Source organism: Streptomyces sp. NBC_01508, from assembly GCF_045040315.1.
Classification (GTDB): domain Bacteria; phylum Actinomycetota; class Actinomycetes; order Streptomycetales; family Streptomycetaceae; genus Streptomyces.
The window spans coordinates 3188845-3206848 of the sequence record NZ_CP109419.1; the positions used below are offsets into that span (position 1 = coordinate 3188845).

The following is an 18004-nucleotide window of genomic DNA, read 5'->3' on the forward strand; positions in this document are numbered from 1 at the left end:
CGGACGGCTCGGACGGAGCGGACGGAGCGGACGGAGCGGAACTCCCCGGCAGAGATTCACGCTTCGGGGCTACGGCCGATGAAGCACAGGAACGAGGTCTGGGCGTCGGCGCCTTCGGGTGCCGGGATGGCGGGGTCGAAGGCGGCGGTGGCCAGCAGTGCTTGGTGGTGGCGGGTGAGTGCGGTGTGGGTGCGGGTCACGGCGTGGAGGTCGAGGGTTTCGTCGCCCCCCGTGGCGCGGGCCAGGTCCCAGCTGTGGCCGAGCAGTTCCAGGGCGCCGATCACGTCGACGGCCTGTTCCACCGGCACGGGGCCGAGCGGGCCACCGGGCAGGGGCCGGGCGGCGAGGGCGGGGTCACGGAGGACGGTGAGCAGGCCGTCGCGGCAGGCGGCGAAGGCGGTGGGCAGGTCGGCGCCCGGCTCGACGGCGGGGGCATCACCCATGGGGGAGAGGAGGACGCCGTGGGCGGGGGTGGGTGGGGTGTGGTGGACGGCGGCGAGAATGCCGCGATGTCCGTTGATGACGTGGGCGACCACGTCGCGGGCCGTCCACCCCCGGCACGGGCTTCTGTTGTCCCACCGATTCTCGGGGACGGCGCGGACGCGGGTCAGGAAGGCGTCGGCGAGGAGTGCGTAGCGGTTCGCCATGTCGGACATGCGGATGTTCCTGTCGTGGGAAGCGGCAGTCATGGGAAGCGGCGGGGGGTCATGGCGCTGGCAGGCGTTGCAGGACCTCGCCGAGACGCCGCATCGTGTGGGTGCGCCAGCCGCCGCCCATGAGGCCTCGGGCGCGCTGTTGCGGCGGACTGTCGGGGTCGAAACCTTCGTGCAGGAGGAACAGACGGCTGCCTCGGCCTTCGGGCTCCAGGGTCCAGGTGATGGTCCAGTCCGCGCGGCTGGGGCTGTTGGGGTCGGCGTCGCGCCAGCGGATGCGCAGCATGCGCGTCGGCTCGAAGGCGAGGACTTCGGCTTCGACGGTGCCGGAGAAACCGGTGCCCGGCATGGGCTGGGCTTGCATGGTGTAGCGGTGGCCGACCTGGAGCCGGAAGTCGCCGGGCATCAGCCATCGGGCGATCAGGTCCGGTTCGGTCAGCGCCCGCCACACCTTGGCCGGCGGGTGCGGGAGGAACTGGTCGACGCGCACGGTGGTCGGATCGTCATCGCTCAGGTCGTCGGTCAGGTCGTCGGTCATGGTTCATCGTGGTCCAGGTTGTCGAGCACGTCGGAGAGACTGCGGAGCTTGTCACGCCAGAACCGCTCGAACGGGTTCAGCCACTCCTGCACCTCGTACAACGCGGCGCCCTCCAGCCGGTACAGCCGCCGACGGCCCGACCTGCTCTCGGTGGCCAGCCCGGCCTCGCGGAGTACCCGCAGGTGCTCCGAGAAGCTCGGGCGGGTCATGTCGAAGTGGCGGGCGAGGTCGTTCACCGACTGCGGGCCGCCCTCACTCAGCAGCCGCAGCACCGTACGCCGTACCGGGCTGGCAAGGGCGGCGAAGACCTGGTCCTGGTGGACCTCGGTGGTGGGCACGGCCGGTCAGGCTCGCGCCGGGGAGCGGGCGGCGAGCACGAAGCTGTTGCCGTCCGGGTCGGCGAGGGTGGCCTGGCGGCCCCAGGGCAGGTCGGTAGGGCCTTCGACGGCGACACCGGCTCCGACCAGCGCGGCGCAGTCGCCGTCCAGGTCGGCGGTCTCCAGGACGATGCCGGTCGAACTGCCGGGTGTGAAGCCCTGCTCGGCGGTGGCGAGCGTGAAACCGGTCTGCGCTCCGGGCGGGGCGACCTGGAGCCAGCGCACCGGGCCCATCCGCTGGTCGACGACCACCTGGAAGCCGAGGGTGGAGACGTAGAAATCCTTCGCCCGTTCCTGGTCGGCGACGGGAACGGTGACGACTGTGGCATGTGTGATGTTCATGGCCACACTATAGGTAGGGGAATTCCTACCTGTCACGTCGATCATGTTCTCGGCCATCGGTGAACGTCTCACGCATCGCCCCCCGCGGCATCGAGCCGTCCGGACGGCCGGGCCGGCACCGCCGGGTGATCGAACGCACCATCCAGACCGGCACGTCACCCTCACTCACTCCTGATGTGGGCGTGACATTCGCCATGTGACGCAGGGCAAGGTCGAGCGGGGCGCGGAGATGGCGCGCAAGGCGCTCGCGGTGACGCGAGAGGCTGAGGCGACCCTCGGTCGGCAGCGGCTCGCCGCGCTTGCCGAGCGGCTGCCGACCACGAGTTCGGCTGCTGTGAGCTTGCGCGGCGAACTGCTCGCCGGGAGGGGCACTAGCTGTTCGTCTCCGACTTCAGCCACGCGAGGTACTGCCCCGGCGATCGGCGTCACGATGATCTCGGGGGTGTCGTAGTCGTGCACGCTCTTGATGTGCGCGGCGAGTTCGCCGTACCGGGCGGCCGTCGTGGTGAGTACGGCGAGATAGCCGGCCACGGGGTCCCTCTCGATCGGTTGTCCGGCGACAACACCGCAGAACGCGCAAGGCAGGCCCGCCCCCGCGTGGGGGCGGGCCGTGTACGGCCGATGCCTATTGGGGGCGGTCTGCTTCAGACGGAGCGGAACTCTCCGGCCTTGACGCCAGCCACGAAGGAGGCGAACGAGCCGACGGGGAAGGCGAGTACGGGACTGCACGGGTTTTTGGAGTCACGGACGGGGACGATGCCGCCTACGGCAACGAGGTTGGCGGCAACCTCGACGCAGTCGCCACCGTTGGAGCTGTAGGAGGACGTGAACCAGCGGGGGGTCGTCACGGGATGCCCTTTCGTACCTCATTGATCATGGCCACGGATTCTGTCTGCGACAGCGATTCGGCCTGCAACTGATGGTAGTCCGACAACACCGGTAGCACGAAGGCGGATTCACGGTCCAAGTGGCCCTGCGTATGGGACTCCGCGTACGCGATCACCGTCCGGTCCAGCAGCGTGAGCAAGTTGATCGGCAGATTGAACGGTCGTCGCTCGCCCATGGCGTACGGGGCGATTTGGAGCATGCTGTTCGGTAACGCAGCGAATTCCACGAGGCGTTCAAGCTGCTCACTCATCACCTCGGCACCGCCGACTGGACGCCGGATGCAGCTCTCGTCCATCACCACAAGGAGCGTTGGAGGCCGACGGCGTACGAGAGTCGCCTGACGCTCTGCCAGAACGGAGACGCGTTCGGCCGCTTGTTCAGGGGTGATGCTGCCCCGACGTACATCACCGTTCGCCAGCGCGCTTGCGTATGCGGGCGTCTGCAGCAGGCCGGGGACGATCCCAATCTGAAACAACCGGATCTCAGCCGCCCGCCCCTCATGCCCGACGTACTCCGGGAAGCCTTCCAGCAGCGACCCGTGACGGATGTCGCGCCATTCACGCTCGAACGAGTCGACCGTTTCGGCGGCGCCGAAGGCGCGGTCGAGCTCTCGCGCGAAGGGAAGAGTAGGCGGCTTCCGACAAGTTTCAACTGCGGAAATATGCTGGCTGGAATATGACAGATGTACGGCCAGCCCTTCCTGACTCCACCCACGGTCCTCGCGGAACCGTCGCATACGGGCACCGAAAGCGGCCATCGGCGAGCTGTCCGGGTTCAGCTCCTTGCGGTTGACCATGACGCACCTCTCCTCTTCCTTCAGTCACAGCTAGTTGAAGGGGTTGCAACTCTAGGTCACGATGAGCCGCCTTGGTAGTGGAACAGCTACGGAGAGGAACGGCTCATGCCCGGACAGAGCGTCCCCCTGGACGTACAGCACCCTCCGAACACCCCGCTCCTCGGCACGCTCCCGGTCGGCATCAACCACGCTGACCGCGTAGGGGTGTTCCGAGGGATCACCGGCCCGCACTGCCTCCCGCGCCCGCTCTGTGGCAGGCCCCGGCGGAAGGCGGAGCCCGTAAACCTACGTCCGAAATCCGCCACGGAACAGCTTCACGCCGAGATCGCGCGGCGCAACGCCCGTCGCCGGGGGGCGGTGCTGTGAGCGCCGGCCGCAGGGCGGACATCGTCGCCGGCACGGTCGGGGACGACGTGCGAACCGTGCACAGACTGCGGGTACTTGACGAGCACGCCCGCCGCGCGGTGTGCGGGGCAGGCGAACCCGGCGGGGTCACGGACGTGTGGTTGCGCGCCGTGAACTGCCCGGCCTGCCTCGCCGCCGCCGGCAAGGAGGCGTAGCGATGCCGCCCGCCATCCCGTACGTCGCCGCGCGCAGCACCGATGTAGGTCCGCGCAAGGCTGAGTTGAGCGTCGAGTTCACCGCGAGGGGTCCCCGGCTCGCGTACAGGCACACCCGCCCCGGGGACCGCGACAGCCACGGCAACCTGTGGATCCGCATGGAAGAACCCCCCGGACCGCCGGGGCGCGTGCTCTACGACTCCATGCACCCGGCCCGCCAACGCGCCTGCATGGAACGCATGCTGTGCCAGATCTGCGCCCAGCCCGCCCAACGCGACCGGGACGGCTGGCTGTTCATCGACTGGCGACGCGAGGACTCACCCCCGACCTGGCCGGAGAAGTCCATCACCTCCATGCCACCGCTGTGCGCCGCGCACGTCCAACTCTCCCTGCGCCAGTGCCCGTTCCTGCGCCGCACCGAACACGCCGTACTCCGCGTCCGCAAACCCCACCTCTACGGAGTCTCCGGCACCCTCTACCGCCTCACCGACCACGGCTGGCAAGCCTCCGACAACGACACACTCCACCCCTACAGCCAACCCCAACACCCCAACCTCCTCGCCACCCGCCTCCACCGCGAACTACGACACGTCACCGTCGCCAACCTCCCGTAGCCGTGGCGTACGCGGCCGGCCGAGGAGCAGATCGGCAGCCCGGCCGAGCACCTGGGACCGGGTGAACTCACCGTGGCCGGCGGCCAGGAAGTGCGCGCCGCTGGATCCGGCTTGAGGCGGCGTCCTGGTGCCTGGCCTGCGCCCTGGTCGTCCGATCACCCCCCGGCCAGGTGTCACTGAGCACCTTCCTGCACTACAGCCGCCGCCCCGGCCGGGCGATATGGCCCCCGCTGTCAGCCGTCCACCGCCGCCTGGCCCCCGGCCTGCTCCGCGACGCAGAAGCGCGCGTCCACGAATCCGGGGAGCATTGACCTGTCGACCAAGTGCCCTACCGACACGCGCTCTTGATGCCGTACGCCGACGTGGTGACGCGGCACACGCTGAGCCCGTGCGCCTACATGTCCTCGGCATCACCCCGTCCTGTTCCATCTCCTGCGGAGACGGCACGCTGATGGAGCGCGAGTACGTCACCGACGCCGAGTCGGCCGGCTTGGCGCACTGGCCAGGTGCTGCTCCGGGTGCCGTACCGTGGAGTGGTGGAACGGATTCTGGTGAGCGCCTGCCTGCTGGGCAGCCGCGTGCGCTACGACGGCAGTGCCAAGCGTGTGGACGACGAGCACGTCACGCGCTGGCGTGCCGAGGGACGCGTGGTGGCGTTCTGCCCCGAGGTATCCGGCGGCCTGCCCGTGCCACGCCTGCCGGCAGAGATCGTCGGCGGTGACGGCGCGGCGGTTCTGGACGGCGCCGCCAAGGTGCTCACCGAGACCGGCGAGGACGTTACCGAGCACTTCGTCGTCGGCGCCCACCGGGCAGTGGAGGCGGCCCGTGAGGCCGGTGCCCGAGTCGCGCTGCTGAAGGAATCCAGCCCGTCCTGCGGGAGTCTTCGGATCCACGACGGAAGCTATACGGGGAAGCGCGTACCCGGCCACGGCGTGACCACCGCACTGCTGATACGGGCAGGCGTACGAGTCTTCAACGAAGGCCAGATCCGCGATGCGGCGGCCTACCTGTGCGAGCTCGGCAGAACCACAAGTCTGCCGTAACGGGCGGCCACGGCCCGGTGTTGGTGTCTTGAGGCGGCTGATCCCGCACCACCCACGGAGACACAGACGGAGACCAGCAACGGTGACGGAAACAAAGCCGGCTCCGACAGCGGCACCGATCCTTGGTGCCACGGCGAAACCCGTTCTCGTCCTGGCAGTCTCCCTCAAACGAACGACCGCCGCGTCCACATGGACCGAAGCCGCCAGAGCGCTTGCCGACAAGGTGACCGCCGACGCCCCCGGATGGCACGACGCCGTGAGCGACGCCCTCACCAACTTGCCCGACGACGGTGGCAGCGGATCGCCAACAGGGCCACACAAGAACGGGAGTTGCCCCCCACTCGCGATGCGGAACGCGTCGCAGTCCCTTCTGCGGCTGAGCCGCCAGTTCCTTACCAGATGCCGTCGATGACCTCTTCGAGGGCGAGGTTCCACTGCGATTCGCCATCTTCGAAGGGCAGCGGATCGAACCCGGAGATCTCGGTACGCAAGGCGTCCATGCGCGCCTCGACGTCCTCAGTGTCGTACGCGAGTTGCCGGCGCACGCTCTCGAACCTCGTGAGTGTGTAGACGAGCGATTCGACGTCGCGGTGGATCGGGGCGTACACCAGCTGCGTTTCGCCGTCGCCGAGTGAGTGGACGGTTCCGCTGTCCGGTGCGAGCGCGAGCGTGGTCTCGGCGAAGAGCCCGAGCACCAGCCAGTCGCGGCACTCGTCGGGGACTCCCCCCTTGTCGCTGTACCACTCGGCGAGGTTGATGGAGTCGGCCTCGGTAAGGCCGGCCTTGGACATGAACCACTCGGCGTCCGGGAGCCCGACGCTACTCAGGAAGAGCGCCGTTCGGTCATCGAGATGACTGTGCGCCGCCTTGTAGCGGGGGAAGTAGACAACGCCCGACAGGCCGAATGCTGTGAGTACCTCGTCCGGTGTCACGGCGAAGTGCATGCGGGGACCTTTGCGTTTCTGGGTGAATTCTGGTGATCAATTCTACCGGCCGTGGCGGGACTTGAGCTCCTCCATGTCGTCCTGGTGTTCGGCGTCTCGTCTGTGCCGGGATACTGACTGGTCGTAGTCGTTGGCGTGATGAACGGTGTCGACCTTCTTGAGGCCCTTCTGCTTGTCATTGTGGAGGAGGGGATATCCAATGGATCGTTCGGAGTGCATGCTGCTCTTGCTGTAGCCGACAAGGACGCTCTCACCTCGTCCGTCGGGGTCGATGTAGCGGCCGACCGCGTAGTTGCAGGAAAGCGCGGATCGGGCGCTGGTGCTGCTGGGCGAAGCCCGGGACTGCTACCGCGAACTCGCGCGGGCCGAAAGACTCCTCCACTCGACCACGGAGGAGGCACCCGGATGGTGCGCCTGGATGAGCCAGGCCGTTATGCGGTCTGTCAGCCTGTTCCAGCACGGGAGTGTCTCAAGACGTCGCTACTACTGCCTGGCCGCGTGACAAGGAGTCGTGGCCGAGCAGCAGACGGACGGCTGGTCAGAGACGGGTGGCAATAATGGATTTGGTTCGTACGACTTTGTCGAAGACGCCGTCGGGTCTGAACTCGGTGAGTGCCTGGCGCAGGTCGCGTTCGAAGGCGTCCTTGTGGTCGAGGAGTTGGGTCGGTCTCGAAACATTGCGGTTAGGAGGTAACGCGGAGCGTCAGTTCGCGAAGCTGGCGGCCGGTAGTAGTGATGTCGTATCGGCGCGCGTTATTGAGAGCCGTCTTGGTCAGGGCCTTGCGCCGGTGGAAGTCCTGGCCTATCTCGTCCAGGGCCACGGCCAGCGAGCGCGGGTCGCCTGAGGTGTAGGGAACGCCTGTGCTGCCGAGGATTTCTCTCACACCGGGAAGGTCGGAGTAGACAACCGGAAGTCCGTGAGCTTGGGCCTCAATGAGGACGAGCCCGAAAGCCTCCAGCCCCCTGGTCGTGAAGACAAAGGCGTCGAAGTCCGGCAGTCGTCGCCACAGTTCGGCGCGGGACAAAAGGGGTTCGAACCGAACGCGGTCTCGGAGCCCGAGTTGGTACGTCCGCTGTTCCAGTTGCTCGCGTGAGGTCCCGTCGCCGATCACGGTCAGGTGGTGCGGTTCATCGGTGAGTGCGAGGGCTTCGACGGCGGTGATCGTCGACTTGTTGTGGTCCAGGCGACCGGCATGCACCAGAGAAAGGGGCCCGGTTCTAGTGGGCGGTTGACGGTGTAGTGGGGCATCGGGCAGTCGGATGCCCCACGGGATGACGGTGAGGCGGTCGGTGAATCGGCGGTCGGTGAGACGGTCGATACGGTTGGCGAGGGCGGAGGTCGGAGTGACGATCGCGGTGCTTGCGGCTGCGACTTCGTTCATGGCCTCGCGTTCCGGTGTGCTGTGCTCGGCCATCATCACGTCGGGACCGTGGGCGATGGCGATGATCGGGACGGTGCCGGCGGTCCGGGTGAAGGCCAGGCTGAGTGCGAACCCGAGGTACTGAGCGTGGATGGCGTCCGGCTGGATCTGCTCGATGAGCGACCCGACTTCGCGCGTCAGCTCGTCGACGTAGCGATCGAAGCCGGGGCCTTGAGGGCGCTTCGCCGTGGAGAGGGTGATCAGGTGATCGAACGGGGCCTTCCACGTCTGATCGACCGGTGTCCTGCCCAGGAAGGTCGTATGGGTGCCGGGCATCGCGCTGTACAGATCGTTGACGAGGATCAGGCTTCCGGACGAAGGCATGGAAGCCCGGTTGATGCCGGTCGCGATGTTCAGCGTTCTGGTGGTCATGCGGAGATCCCGTTGCTGGATGACCGGGGGGTGGAGAGTGGGGATTGGGTTCCCCGGGCCACTTCGACTCGTAGGTCAGCGGTGGCGATCTTCCTTCCGGGCCGGCGGGGCGGCGCCCACCACGACGCCAGGTGCGGGGTGAGGATGGCCCTGACTTCCTTGGCCGGATGCAGGCAGCCCTTCCTGTCTCTTTCTGCCGTCCATACCCTGACTGCCGACCTGGGGTAGGCGGGGTTTATGCCTATCTCCCCCTTGGGGAGGGTTCCATTAAAGGGTGTGGGTATGCCCTCGTTGTTCCAGTAGTCCCATGCCTCAAGAGCCTTGGCCTTCTCGAAGCAGTGGTAAAGCTGCTGGTAGCGGGACATGTAGCGGATCTCGCGGAAGATCATCTGGCCGACCAGTCCAGGCGCTGCATGCCGGAGGGTGCTGAGATCAGCGCCTTGGAAGGTGAACGAGGCCGCATCCTGGGACGGGTGCAGTGCCGTCCGGGCGAACAGGTGGGACAGTCGTCGCCGGACGTACTCGTCGACTCCCGGGCCGAGAGCCGGTTCCAAGCCCGCGATGAGCTGGACGAGCCGGTGATGACGCGGGTTGAACCGGGCCAGGTCGAACAACTGGTCCATGCCGTCCACGGCGGCGAAGGCGAGCCGTTTGTAGAGCCAGTTGTTCAGCTCTCCGGCCTGCGCGTAGGTCTTGGTCTCCGGAGTGGCGGAGTGGAGCATCAGGTACTCAGACAGCACCTCGAAGTACAGGTAGCCGAGGAACGGCACGTGGGCCACGGCACCGGACAACTGGTCGATGAACTCGCGCGCCGGAGTAGCACGGCCGGCCGCGTTGCGCAGGGCGAGGTCCAGGAACACGGCTGCGGCGCGCAGCCCGGCCAGCAGGGCGCGGTCGAGCTGGTCGTTCTCTGCCGGGGAGAGGAAGCTCTGGTAGCGCAGGTAGGTGCGCAGATGGATGGCCCCGAGGTGCAGGTAGTCCACGCCCTTTGGCGGGATCGGGGCGTCCGGGGTGACCTCGATGACGATGGGTGTGGTGAAGGGCTTCGTCCGCATCAGGTAGGCGCCGAGGTTGTGCGGGCGCAGCCCCTGGCGCTGATGAGAGAGAGGCGAGCAGTACAGGGCCCCGACCAGGCATCCGGTGGAGACGTGCAACTCCCCGCTGGTGCGGATGGCGTCGATGTTCCTGGTGGTGTGCAGCAAGTACATCGGCTGTCCGCTGACGAGCGCTTCGGTCATCGCACTGTGCTGGATAAGCCAGCCGTTGGGGGTGGAACTTTCCAGGTAGCGGCGCCAGTCACCTTCGCTTTCGGCCAGCGAGACAGGGGTGTGACGCTGCGCGGGCCGGGTGTAGTCCGTGTGGGCGTGCTCCCATTCGTCGCGCACGAGAACTCCTCTGGTGGAAGCGGCAAGCGGGGGGAGTTCGAGGGCTACAGGGTCTCGACGTTCGCTCCAGCCAGGCGGTTTCGGCAGTCGAGAACGTAGGGCGCGTGCTCCTCGATCATGGCGAGGTCGAACCGCGTGTGGTCCATGAGGAGCACTACCGCATCGGAGGCCGCGAGCTCTTTCGGGCTCGCGTCGACCCGGCGCACGTTCAGCTTGCCGGTGTCGCTGTCCGGGACGTTCGGGTCGGCGCCGCGGACCTGAGCGCCGAGGGTGATGAGGAGCTCGGCCACGCGCGCCGACGGCGAATTCCGGAGGTCAGTGGCGTTGTACTTGTAGGTCAGGCCGAGCAGCAGAACCCGGGAGCCGACGATGGTCATGCCGCGCTTGTCGAGGGCTTCCACGACGCGCTGGACGACGTAGTCCGGCATTCGGCGGTTTACGTCGTCGGCGAGTTCCACGAACCGGAAGGGGATGCCGAGGCTTTCCCGGATCTTCCACGAGAGGAACAGCGGGTCGACGGGCAGGCAGTGCCCGCCGACTCCCGGCCCTGGGGTGAACCGCGTGAAGCCGAAGGGCTTGGTCGCGGCGGCGTCGATCGCCTCCCAGATGTTCACGTCGAGGCGCTCGGTCAGCGTCGCCAACTCGTTGACCATCGAGATGTTGACGAGCCGGAAGGTGTTCTCCAGCAGCTTTGCCAGCTCGGCAACCTTGGGCCCGGACACCGGAACCGTGGTCTGGAAGATGCCGTCATAGAACGCCTTGATCACATCGAGTGACTTGGCGTCGATCCCGGACACCACCTTCGGCGTTCCCTCGAACGAGAACCGCTTGTTCCCCGGGGCGATGCGCTCGGGACTGAACCCGACCTGGAAGTCCTCCCCGGCCTTGAGGCCCGATGCCTCCTCCAGGATCGGCAGCAGCAGTTCCTCGGTGGTGCCGGGATAGGTCGTGGACTCCAGAACCACGGTCGCACCGGGGCGCAGGTGCCCGCCCAAGGTCCGGGCGCAGGTCTCGATGTAGGTCAGGTCCGGCACGCCGTCTCGCAGCGGGGTCGGCACGGTGATCACCGCGATGTCGAAGCCGGCCAGTGCGGCAGCGTCGGCGGCCGCGGAGTAGACCCCGGAGTCCAGCACCGCGCGCAGCCGGTCGGATGCCACATCCTCCACGTAGGACTGACCGGCGGCGAGCTGCTGGACGCGGTGCGCGTCCACGTCGTAGCCGACAACGCGGTGCCCCACCTCTGCGGCACGTACGGCCAGCGGAAGACCCACGTAGCCCTGACCCGCGACAACGATCTGCATGGCAGCTCCTACTCAGTGGCGGTGCTTGAATGGACCGGTCATTCCTGGTCTGCAAGGAGAAGCGCTGTGCCCTTGGTGTCCGTCGTCATGCCCGTGTACAACTCGGCGGCCACCCTCGGCGCAGCCGTCCGATCGGTACTCACTCAGACCCACAGCGACCTGGAGCTGCTCGTTACCGACGACCAGTCCTCCGACGGCTCCATGGACCTGCTGCGCGAGTTCGCCGCGCAGGACAAGCGCGTCCTGCCCCAGTCGGCACCTGAGCGGGGAGGCGCGGGCCGGGCCCGCAACCTCGCGATCGAGCGAGCCCGCGGGGACTACATCGCATTCCTCGACAGCGACGACATGTGGCTCCCGGAGAAGACCGAGAAGCAACTCGCCTTCGCCGCGGAAGGCACTGCACCGTTGACGTTCACCTCGTACTACAAGATGGACGCCGCCTACCCTGGCGAGAGCACCGACTGGGTCCCGAACGGCCGGGTGATTCGCGCGGCGCGTGAGCACGTGGACTACCGCGCGATGCTGGTCCAGGACCACATCGGCGCCCTCACCGCCATGTACGACCGCAACGTCATGGGCACGAGGCTGATGCCGGAGATGCGCAAACGCCAGGACTACGCACTGTGGCTGAGCATCATGCGGGACGGCGCTGACGCCCGGGGCCTGGACGAACCGCTGGCGATCTACCGGGCCCACCAGGCGGGATCCCTGTCCTCCAACAAACTCTCCCTCGTGCAGTACAACTGGTCGCTGTACCGCGAGCACGAGCATCTGTCGGTCCCGCGGGCAACGCGAGCACTGGCGGGAGCCGTCTGGCAGTCGCTGCGCAACTCGCGCATCTAGCTCCCGGCACGGGCCCGGGGAGCCCGGTGCGCGAACGTTTCCGCGGGCGCCCGGCCGGGCTCGGCCCCGTGGGCGCGCCGCGTGCTCGGGAGCTGAACCGGGGGGGCGGGACTCGGCGGGTCATCGGTGCCGTCTCCCAGCTACGCGGCCAGGCCGTCGTCGGCCTGAGCACGCAGGAACAACTGGAGGAGCAGCCGCCTGTCGGCGTCAGGGACGGTCTCCTGACCGCTGTGGAGCGTCTCCCGCCCGTGCAGGAAGCGGCGCTGGTTCACGATGAGGTAGTCCCCGGACTGAAGCATGAAGGAGACCTGCCCCCGGACGAGCTCCTCGGCGAGCTCACGGGCGGCCTCGGCGTGCGCGCGGTCGAGCGGAGACCGCTCCAGCATTTTGGCGGTGAACCGGACGAACCCCCCGCCCGGATCGGAGCCGTCCAGGATCGGGAACGGCTTGAACTCCTCGCCCACGCCGTGCAGGTCGAAGAAGGTCCCGTAGTTGTAGGCCGTCTCGGCCAGCAAGGCGTGGCTGTTCTCCGACAGCCGCGACACCGCCGCGTGGGCGTCGGAGAGGATGCTGGGGCCGCCGCCGAGCGGGTCGGGGCGGACGCACAGGAGCGTGGTGTACTCCGGGGGCCGGGTCGCGTTCACCAGGTCCATGTGGAACGCGTTGTACCCGATGCCGCTGGACTTGCCAGGGTCTTTGCCGACCTTGACCCCGATGTCCTTCCACAGGGGCCACCGCGGAAAGGGCGAGAAAGGGGCGGCCACCTCGGCCGCGAAGGCCCTCGCCAGCCGCCGGAACCGGTCGCCGGTCCCCAGAGCCTTGGCGAGGTTCCCCAGGCGCAGCACGGCGTATCCGCCGCCCTCCCCGGTCAGCGCGTGGCGCAGCGTCGCGGCGGTCTCCTCGAACCGCGGGGTGGCCGTCAGCTCGGCCCGGTACTCCTCCATGGTGGACTTCGCCAGGAACGAACCGTCCAGTTCCCAGGGCGGGAGAGAACGGTCGATCAGAGCGGCTTCGAGTTGGCTCGGGATGTCGATGAACACGCGGAGGTTCCTTCTCTCTTGGGACTCTCGGAGTGTCGTTCGGGCGCTGCTGCTGTCGTCCGGGCGCCGAAGGCGGATCAGGCCGCAACGGGAGCCAAGGGAAGACGGATGACGATCCGCTTGCCGCCCGTGGCGGTCTCCGGGAGGACCTCGGCTCTGCCGTGGACTTCCCTCACCAGGGCGTCGACCAGGAACAGGCCGCGGCCACCGAAGTCGTGGGCGGCGGGCAGCGGCTTCGGCTTGAGCGGGTGGGCATCCGCGACGGCCAGCACCAGCGCAGCCTGCTCCTCGACAGCGAGGGTGACCGAGGCGGTGGGTGAAAGTACAGCCGCGTGTTGCACCACGTTCGTCACCAGCTCGCTGATGATCAGGCAGGCGGTGCCCACGACCTCCTCGGTCATGCCCCAGTCAGCAAGGACCTTGGCAGTCTCGCGGCGGGCCAGCGGGGCGTACTCGGCCTCGGGGATCACCTGGAAGTCATGGCGCATCACAGTGCTGGACATCGCGGGACCCACCCTCCCTCCGAGCAGCAGCCGCCCGGACCGTGACCAAAGTAAGAGCCCCAGCACGCAGAGGTGTTCACGACGGTGAACCCACGATCCCGGATCCAGGTCGGACGGCGGGCAACGCCGGCTCGGGTGCGGGAGTTGCGTACAGACCAACGTGCTCAACCGCGCACGGCGTCCGCGCAGAAGTCACGTACCGACCGTCCCGGCCGCGTATGGACTTATGTGCTCAGCGGGATCAGGGAGAGCCGCTGGTCAGAGAGGCAAGCCGATGCGGTGGGCCAGGCCCCGCAGGTCCCGCGCCGCGTGGGCGGGCAGCTGCCGGTCGGTGAGGAACTCGACGGTGTTCCTCACCGGTGCGTTGGCGTGGATGCGCTGCGGTGCGATCTTCTCGGCGGTCAGCAGGGCAGCGACCGCCTGGGCCTCGTGGCCTCGCAGATGGGCCAGCGACCGGCCCAGGTCGGCGTGGAAGGCGGCCTGCCGTCCCGGAGCCTCCGCCAGCGTCTCGGGATGGACCACGTCCCCGGCGGTGACGGCCGCTCCGTGCCGACCGAGGTCGGTGTTCAGGCTCACCTTGTGGATGCCGACGTTGGTGGGGCCGAAGTTCAGGTGCCAGGCCCGCGTCTCCCCGGTGCGGCTGGCCAGCTTGGCGGCCTCCGCCAGATGGCCGCGGGCCTCCTCGGCGCAAGTATTGCCGGGCCGCTGCCTGTCCTGGGTCAGCGAGGTGGCGGAGATCAGATGAAGTTCACCGAGCAGCGCATGGGCGTCAGGGCTCGTCAGGTGCGCTTCGAGGGCATTGGCAGCGGCGGTGGCCTGTGCCAGGGCTTGGGCGGGGCTGCCGGCGGCCATCAGCACGTGGGTGTGGAAGAAGCCGGACAGCGCGGAGTAGACCGGGTCGTCCAACTCCGCGATCGCGTCGGCGGCACGGGTCACCGCGATGAACGCCAAGTCGGTGTAGCCGAGGTTTTTCAGCAACAGGGTGCAGGCTGGATGGTAGGCGTCCGCCAGCAGTTTCAGCAGCTCGCGGCGGGCGGCGCCGTCGGCGGCCTCGGCTGCTGCGTGCAGGTCGGCCAGCAGCGTCGGCAACCCGGCCGCGAGGGTTCCGTATTCGGCCCCGTGATAGAGCCGGTTGGCCTTAACCACCCGTTCGGTCAACACCGCCGCCGGAACCCCCGGTGGGCGGCGGTCCGGTGGGGTGGCCATGGTCAGGCCCATCAGCGTCAGCCGCAGGGCGGGGATCGCCTCGTGAGCCGCGCTGGTATGCGGGTCGACCGGGGCGAAGGGCTGGCCCGTCAGTTCGGACGGGGCGATCTGCAGGGCCTCGGCGAAGGAGGTGATGAGGCTGGAGCGGTCCAGCAGCCGCTGGCCGTTCTCCACCATCGACAGATAGCCGACCGACACCCCGGCCAGGCCCGCGAGGTTGCGCAGGCTCATCCCGCGCTGGCGGCGGGCCGAGCGCAGACGCTTGCCGATCCTGACGGCCTGCTCCTCGTTCATCGCCCCCGCCTCAACTCCCGTGCCTCAGCCGTAGCGTAGGACGAGCCTGCCGCCCCCACGGGTCATTCCCGCCAGACGGGTGGGATCACCGCAGCCCGGCCCGCTCGGCCAGATCCCGCACCGCCGCGGTGTGATCGGTGGTGCGGTCGGTGAGCGCGGCGACCAGGTCCCGGGCGAAGGGGTCCAGCCGCAGCCGCAGAGGTGCCGCCGCGTCGGCCTCGACGAGTCGGACGGCGGCCTGGTCGGCACGATCCTGGCGTGCCTCGGCCGCCGCGGCGGCCACCAGCAGACTGGAGCGGTGGGCGCCGTCGAGTGCGGCATGATCCACCGCGCGTACGTGGTCGGCAGCCTCGGCCGCGTCGCCCACTTCGGCGGCGACGGCGGCGCGGGCTGCGATCACCAGGGCCGACTCCCGTGCGTCGGCGGCCCGTTCGGCGGCCGTGGTAAGGAGGCGTTCGGCCTCCGGGCGGCGTCCGGCCATGGCCTGGGCGACGGCGGCCAGTGTCGGCAGCTCCCAGTCGGCTCCGGCGTCCTCGGCGCGTTCGGCGCGGGCCAGCGCATACTCCGGCAAACCGAGGTCGATCAGCAGCCGTATCTCCTCAACCAGCACTGGCAGCGGTTCGCGGATGCCGGGGCGGGCCCGGTGCAGCAGCATCCAGGCCAGGTCCTTGTAGCCTAGGCGCCGCAGCAGGCCAGCACTCAGCACATGCGCCGCCACACGCAGCCGCACCGCCTCTCCCCGCCCCGGCCCCACGGCGGTGGCCAGCGCGCAGTCCGCCGCCTCGATCAGGTCCGGCAGCGCAAGCGCGAGACGGTGCTCATCGCCCGCCGCCTCGGCATCCGCGGCGGCCCGGATCTGCGCGGCCAGCTCTTCCAGCAGTACCAGGGGGGCCGTACCCGGGTGCGGGCGGACCAAGCGCCGCCGCAGGTGGAAGGCGACCGCCCGCACGGTCGCGTGCTCCTCCCCACGGGGCGGGTAGGGCTGCCCGGTCAGGTCCGCAACATCCAGCCGCAAGGCGGCGGTAAGGGCCGCCAGCGGCCCGCGCCGGTCGACCCACTCCCGGCCCGTCTCCAGCCCGGCGAGGTAATCGAGCCCCAGGCCGGTGCGGGAGGCGAGGTCACCCCCGGTCAGTTCCCGGTGGCGGCGCCAGGCGGCCAGGCGGGCCCCAATCGGGCCGCCGCCGGCCGTCTCGTCCAGCTCGCGCATCACCAGATTGCTCGCATACCCACTCGCCCGGACCGTGTGCTCTGCCAGGACAAAGGTCCATGCACCCCGTTCCGGGGAGGATCGTGTTCCCCGGGGCAGGACGCATATCCCTGGCGCGCGACACATTAGTCACACCGCTGAAGGCCGCGCGAACTGGCAGGTGACGCGCCCGGTCAGGGCGAAGGAAGGCTCGGGGCCGGCAGGACCGCGACGTTGTCCCCGGACTGCCGCAGCCGTTCGAGGAGGCGGGCATTCTGGGTCTCCAGCTCGGCGTTGCGCAATGCCAGAACCTGGATCTGGTTGGCGTAGGTGACCACGGTGTCCTTCAGCTCGCGGACCTCGGCGGCATGCTCGCTGCGAAGCTCACGCTCCGCCTTCTTCAGCCGGGATACCTCCGCCCGCAGTTCCTCCGGTTCCGGGCGGCGGGTCTGCGGCGCTTCCAGGATCTCCTTCACCGCCTCCGCCACCGGCGAGCGGTAGTAGGAGGCGCGGGAGACTCCAGCCTCGGTGCACAGATTGACGATCGTGATCTTGCCGTCGGTGACCTCGGGCAGCCCGTGCATCAGCCGCTCGAACGCCTCCATCAGCGAGTGCAGCCGGGGCAGGGCCTTGCGTTGTTTCTTGGGCAGGTCCAACACAGTCAGAGCTTGGTCCCGTGCTGTGGTGAGCCGGGGCAAGTGCACCGCCGACCGTCGGGCATTGGGGCAGTGCAGACACATGTTGTGCAGCGGCACCGGGCGACGAGCGAGTCGGCGAACAGCGCGTTGCGCTCACCGTGTCGCTCACGCCGCTTCGGGTCCGGTCTGCCGTCCGGCAGCTCGCCCAGCAGCCCGACGTTGCGCCACAGCAGGTGGTCGACGAACTGCACGATGTGCAGGGGCTCTTGGCCGTCGTCCACGTCGTACTCGGCGTTGACCCGTACTCGCTTCAGGCCCTGCGGCGTCATGACCGTCTTGTCGATGTACCGGAACGGCTCGTGATCCAGCAGCTCCTCGTACAGGGACCACTCCACCCACTTGTCGAGAGCCGCGATGGACCGGCGCCACGTGGCAGCGCTGATCGAGTTCTCGTTGTCCATCCGCATCCGGACGACCTTGTAGGCGCGTAGATCAGCGCTGTCCGTCTCCCATATCGACTTCCCTCCCCGGGACTCGTGCAGGAACCGGCAGTACAGCATGATGTCGCGCATGTAACCCTCGTGCCCGTTGTCCGACCGCACCCCCCAGCTGTCGAGTTCGCGCCCGAACCGGTTCAACTGGACGTCGTACGAACCGTCGGGGCCAAGGACGAAGCACTTGCCGTCGTATGCTCCCGCCCGTTCCAACACGGCCGACGCGGCGAAGGGCCACGGACCGGATGTCCGAGCCTGCGCAGTCCGGTGGAGGAAGACCCACGGCCTCCGGCGTCGACTGGCGGAAGGAGATGTCGGCTCCTTGCAGACCGATGGCCGTTGAAGTGCTGGTGCGCTTCACTGAACCCCCTGAGACAGCAGTTACGCGAACATCACCGCGTGCTTCGTGAGACAGAACGAAGCGCCAACATAGAGGCCGATCTGGCGGTGGACACCGGCAGATGCCTGATTGATCTCGGCCGGCCACGCCGTGCGCATGATCAGATCACCCAGGGTGTCAGTCTCCTGCCCCCGCCCGCGACAAGACGAAGGCCGTATTCCTCGGC

General features: G+C 68.4%; 22 protein-coding genes. 4 read left to right on the forward strand and 18 right to left on the reverse strand.

What is annotated here, in order from left to right; genetic code table 11:
* Positions 1-56: 56 nt before the first annotated feature.
* From OG700_RS14490 to OG700_RS14520, 7 genes are all read right to left on the reverse strand, one after another.
* On the reverse strand, positions 57-656 hold the full coding sequence (locus tag OG700_RS14490) for a TIGR03086 family metal-binding protein (protein ID WP_405613543.1): 600 nt from the start codon (positions 654-656) through the stop codon (positions 57-59).
* Positions 657-705: 49 nt separating this feature from the next.
* Positions 706-1191 (reverse strand): SRPBCC domain-containing protein, encoded by a 486-nt coding sequence (locus OG700_RS14495; RefSeq protein ID WP_405613545.1) that lies wholly within the window; start codon positions 1189-1191, stop codon positions 706-708.
* The gene (locus OG700_RS14500; RefSeq protein WP_405613547.1) at positions 1188-1529 is read right to left on the reverse strand and encodes an ArsR/SmtB family transcription factor; all 342 of its coding nucleotides are present in this window, start codon (positions 1527-1529) and stop codon (positions 1188-1190) included. Before OG700_RS14500 ends, OG700_RS14495 begins: the two co-directional genes overlap by 4 nt.
* A gap of 6 nt (positions 1530-1535) precedes the next feature.
* Positions 1536-1910: a VOC family protein gene (locus tag OG700_RS14505; RefSeq protein WP_405613549.1), complete on the reverse strand. Its 375-nt coding sequence runs from the start codon at positions 1908-1910 to the stop codon at positions 1536-1538.
* A gap of 165 nt (positions 1911-2075) precedes the next feature.
* Positions 2076-2441 (reverse strand): divalent cation tolerance protein CutA, encoded by a 366-nt coding sequence (gene cutA / locus OG700_RS14510; RefSeq protein ID WP_405613551.1) that lies wholly within the window; start codon positions 2439-2441, stop codon positions 2076-2078.
* A gap of 113 nt (positions 2442-2554) precedes the next feature.
* On the reverse strand, positions 2555-2758 hold the full coding sequence (locus OG700_RS14515; RefSeq protein WP_405613553.1) for a DUF397 domain-containing protein: 204 nt from the start codon (positions 2756-2758) through the stop codon (positions 2555-2557).
* Positions 2755-3594, reverse strand: a complete 840-nt coding sequence (locus tag OG700_RS14520; RefSeq protein ID WP_405613555.1) for a Scr1 family TA system antitoxin-like transcriptional regulator — start codon at positions 3592-3594, stop codon at positions 2755-2757. Before OG700_RS14520 ends, OG700_RS14515 begins: the two co-directional genes overlap by 4 nt.
* 362 nt (positions 3595-3956) lie before the next feature.
* Between OG700_RS14520 and OG700_RS14525 the strand changes: the two genes are divergently transcribed.
* From OG700_RS14525 to OG700_RS14535, 3 genes are all read left to right on the forward strand, one after another.
* Complete coding sequence (locus OG700_RS14525; protein ID WP_405613557.1) at positions 3957-4154, forward strand: hypothetical protein; 198 nt, start codon at positions 3957-3959, stop codon at positions 4152-4154.
* Between the two features lie 2 nt (positions 4155-4156).
* Positions 4157-4768, forward strand: coding sequence for a hypothetical protein (locus tag OG700_RS14530; RefSeq protein ID WP_405613559.1), 612 nt, complete (start codon positions 4157-4159; stop codon positions 4766-4768).
* Positions 4769-5304: 536 nt separating this feature from the next.
* The gene (locus tag OG700_RS14535; RefSeq protein ID WP_405613561.1) at positions 5305-5811 is read left to right on the forward strand and encodes a DUF523 domain-containing protein; all 507 of its coding nucleotides are present in this window, start codon (positions 5305-5307) and stop codon (positions 5809-5811) included.
* A 392-nt stretch (positions 5812-6203) separates the two neighbouring features.
* Here OG700_RS14535 and OG700_RS14540 read toward each other — a convergent pair whose 3' ends face one another.
* The 5 genes from OG700_RS14540 to OG700_RS14560 form a co-directional block, all read right to left on the reverse strand.
* A complete protein-coding gene (locus OG700_RS14540) occupies positions 6204-6755 on the reverse strand; it encodes an SUKH-4 family immunity protein (protein ID WP_405613563.1) in 552 nt (183 codons plus the stop codon).
* A gap of 42 nt (positions 6756-6797) precedes the next feature.
* Positions 6798-6974 carry a hypothetical protein gene (locus OG700_RS14545; protein ID WP_405613565.1) on the reverse strand — a complete coding sequence of 59 codons (177 nt, stop codon included), beginning with the start codon at positions 6972-6974 and terminating at the stop codon, positions 6798-6800.
* 464 nt (positions 6975-7438) lie between these two features.
* Positions 7439-8548 (reverse strand): glycosyltransferase family 4 protein, encoded by a 1110-nt coding sequence (locus OG700_RS14550; RefSeq protein ID WP_405613567.1) that lies wholly within the window; start codon positions 8546-8548, stop codon positions 7439-7441.
* Positions 8545-9933, reverse strand: a complete 1389-nt coding sequence (locus OG700_RS14555) for a hypothetical protein (RefSeq protein WP_405613569.1) — start codon at positions 9931-9933, stop codon at positions 8545-8547. The genes OG700_RS14550 and OG700_RS14555 overlap by 4 nt, the downstream gene beginning before the upstream one ends.
* A gap of 44 nt (positions 9934-9977) precedes the next feature.
* Entirely contained in the window at positions 9978-11234 is a 1257-nt protein-coding gene (locus OG700_RS14560; protein ID WP_405613571.1) for a nucleotide sugar dehydrogenase, read from the reverse strand.
* A gap of 66 nt (positions 11235-11300) precedes the next feature.
* Here OG700_RS14560 and OG700_RS14565 point away from each other — a divergent pair, with 66 nt between their 5' ends.
* Entirely contained in the window at positions 11301-12077 is a 777-nt protein-coding gene (locus OG700_RS14565) for a glycosyltransferase family 2 protein (RefSeq protein WP_405613573.1), read from the forward strand.
* A gap of 140 nt (positions 12078-12217) precedes the next feature.
* Here the strand turns inward: OG700_RS14565 and OG700_RS14570 are convergent, their stop codons facing one another.
* The 6 genes from OG700_RS14570 to OG700_RS14595 form a co-directional block, all read right to left on the reverse strand.
* On the reverse strand, positions 12218-13117 hold the full coding sequence (locus OG700_RS14570) for a TauD/TfdA family dioxygenase (protein WP_405613575.1): 900 nt from the start codon (positions 13115-13117) through the stop codon (positions 12218-12220).
* A gap of 77 nt (positions 13118-13194) precedes the next feature.
* The gene (locus OG700_RS14575; protein ID WP_405613577.1) at positions 13195-13620 is read right to left on the reverse strand and encodes an ATP-binding protein; all 426 of its coding nucleotides are present in this window, start codon (positions 13618-13620) and stop codon (positions 13195-13197) included.
* A 258-nt stretch (positions 13621-13878) separates the two neighbouring features.
* Positions 13879-15120 (reverse strand): helix-turn-helix domain-containing protein, encoded by a 1242-nt coding sequence (locus OG700_RS14580; protein WP_405613579.1) that lies wholly within the window; start codon positions 15118-15120, stop codon positions 13879-13881.
* A gap of 85 nt (positions 15121-15205) precedes the next feature.
* Positions 15206-16327 carry a helix-turn-helix domain-containing protein gene (locus OG700_RS14585; protein WP_405613581.1) on the reverse strand — a complete coding sequence of 374 codons (1122 nt, stop codon included), beginning with the start codon at positions 16325-16327 and terminating at the stop codon, positions 15206-15208.
* Positions 16328-16500: 173 nt separating this feature from the next.
* Entirely contained in the window at positions 16501-16965 is a 465-nt protein-coding gene (locus tag OG700_RS14590; protein ID WP_405613583.1) for a hypothetical protein, read from the reverse strand.
* A gap of 2 nt (positions 16966-16967) precedes the next feature.
* Positions 16968-17582: a site-specific integrase gene (locus OG700_RS14595; protein ID WP_405613585.1), complete on the reverse strand. Its 615-nt coding sequence runs from the start codon at positions 17580-17582 to the stop codon at positions 16968-16970.
* Positions 17583-18004: the final 422 nt, after the last annotated feature.

Bases quoted from the DNA above. Each gene is read 5' to 3' on its own strand.
- OG700_RS14490 (WP_405613543.1), bottom strand. From the start codon at position 656: ATGTCCGACATGGCGAACCGCTACGCACTCCTCGCCGACGCCTTCCTG.
- OG700_RS14495 (WP_405613545.1), bottom strand. From the start codon at position 1,191: ATGACCGACGACCTGACCGACGACCTGAGCGATGACGATCCGACCACC.
- OG700_RS14505 (WP_405613549.1), bottom strand. From the start codon at position 1,910: ATGAACATCACACATGCCACAGTCGTCACCGTTCCCGTCGCCGACCAG.
- OG700_RS14520 (WP_405613555.1), bottom strand. From the start codon at position 3,594: ATGGTCAACCGCAAGGAGCTGAACCCGGACAGCTCGCCGATGGCCGCT.
- OG700_RS14530 (WP_405613559.1), top strand. From the start codon at position 4,157: ATGCCGCCCGCCATCCCGTACGTCGCCGCGCGCAGCACCGATGTAGGT.
- OG700_RS14540 (WP_405613563.1), bottom strand. From the start codon at position 6,755: ATGCACTTCGCCGTGACACCGGACGAGGTACTCACAGCATTCGGCCTG.
- OG700_RS14545 (WP_405613565.1), bottom strand. From the start codon at position 6,974: ATGCACTCCGAACGATCCATTGGATATCCCCTCCTCCACAATGACAAG.
- OG700_RS14550 (WP_405613567.1), bottom strand. From the start codon at position 8,548: ATGACCACCAGAACGCTGAACATCGCGACCGGCATCAACCGGGCTTCC.
- OG700_RS14560 (WP_405613571.1), bottom strand. From the start codon at position 11,234: ATGCAGATCGTTGTCGCGGGTCAGGGCTACGTGGGTCTTCCGCTGGCC.
- OG700_RS14575 (WP_405613577.1), bottom strand. From the start codon at position 13,620: ATGTCCAGCACTGTGATGCGCCATGACTTCCAGGTGATCCCCGAGGCC.
- OG700_RS14580 (WP_405613579.1), bottom strand. From the start codon at position 15,120: ATGAACGAGGAGCAGGCCGTCAGGATCGGCAAGCGTCTGCGCTCGGCC.
- OG700_RS14585 (WP_405613581.1), bottom strand. From the start codon at position 16,327: ATGCGCGAGCTGGACGAGACGGCCGGCGGCGGCCCGATTGGGGCCCGC.